Annotated in this window: 1 pseudogene; it reads right to left on the bottom strand. The window is 43.2% G+C overall.

Features of this window, described 5'->3' with window-relative positions:
* Positions 1-13 precede the first annotated feature (13 nt).
* Positions 14-761: pseudogene (locus NI466_RS15785) on the bottom strand (IS5 family transposase).
* Positions 762-817 lie beyond the last annotated feature (56 nt).

The following is an 817-nucleotide window of genomic DNA, read 5'->3' as shown; positions in this document are numbered from 1 at the left end:
TTAGGGCGTGTCATCAATTAAGCCATATCATGATTGAAGCAAGGTAGATTGCTGACAGGAAGTTTTGAGCCAATTTATCATAGCGCGTAGCAATACCTCGATACTGCTTGAGCTTGGCGAAGAAGTTCTCGATCAGATGTCTTGCTTTATAAAGATGTTGGTCATAATCACGCTGATCAATCGCGTTACTTTTGGATGGCATCACGATCTGACCCTTGATCTTATGGATTGGATCAATCACCCGATCCTTAGAATTATAGGCTTTATCCATGAGCCAAGTCTGACTTAACGATAAGTCCAGCAGCACATCAGCACCATTTAAGTCATGAGTCTGCCCGGCAGTGAGATAAAATCCTGTTGGGTTGCCTAAAGCATCAGTACGGGCATGAATTTTGGTACTTAAACCACCTTTACTGCGTCCGATTGCCTGTTCTTTTTTTTCCGGCGCTGTGTTGATGAGCACGCACAATGGTTGAGTCTAGCATGGCATATTCATTATCACTTTCATGTGATAGCACTTCAAAAACTTTCTGCCATACGCCTGCTTTAGCCCAACGGCTAAAGCGAGTGTGCACAACTCTAAAATCCCCAAAGCGTTCGGGTAAGTCTCGCCATGGAATACCTGAACGATACCGATACAATACTGCTTCAACAAATAGCCTGTTATCTTTGGCAGTTACTCCAACAGTACTCGCTCGTCCAGGTAACAGATCCTTAATCTGCTCCCACTGATCATCTCTTAATGCATAGCGTTTAGTCATGAAAAAATAATGAGGACAGGTTAGATTTTCTCAAGCTAATTGATGACAGGCTCTAG

Origin of the sequence: Acinetobacter lwoffii (assembly GCF_024129595.1) — a bacterium.
In the GTDB taxonomy this organism is placed as follows: domain Bacteria; phylum Pseudomonadota; class Gammaproteobacteria; order Pseudomonadales; family Moraxellaceae; genus Acinetobacter; species Acinetobacter lwoffii_O.
This window is presented reverse-complemented; position numbering and strand designations above follow the sequence as displayed.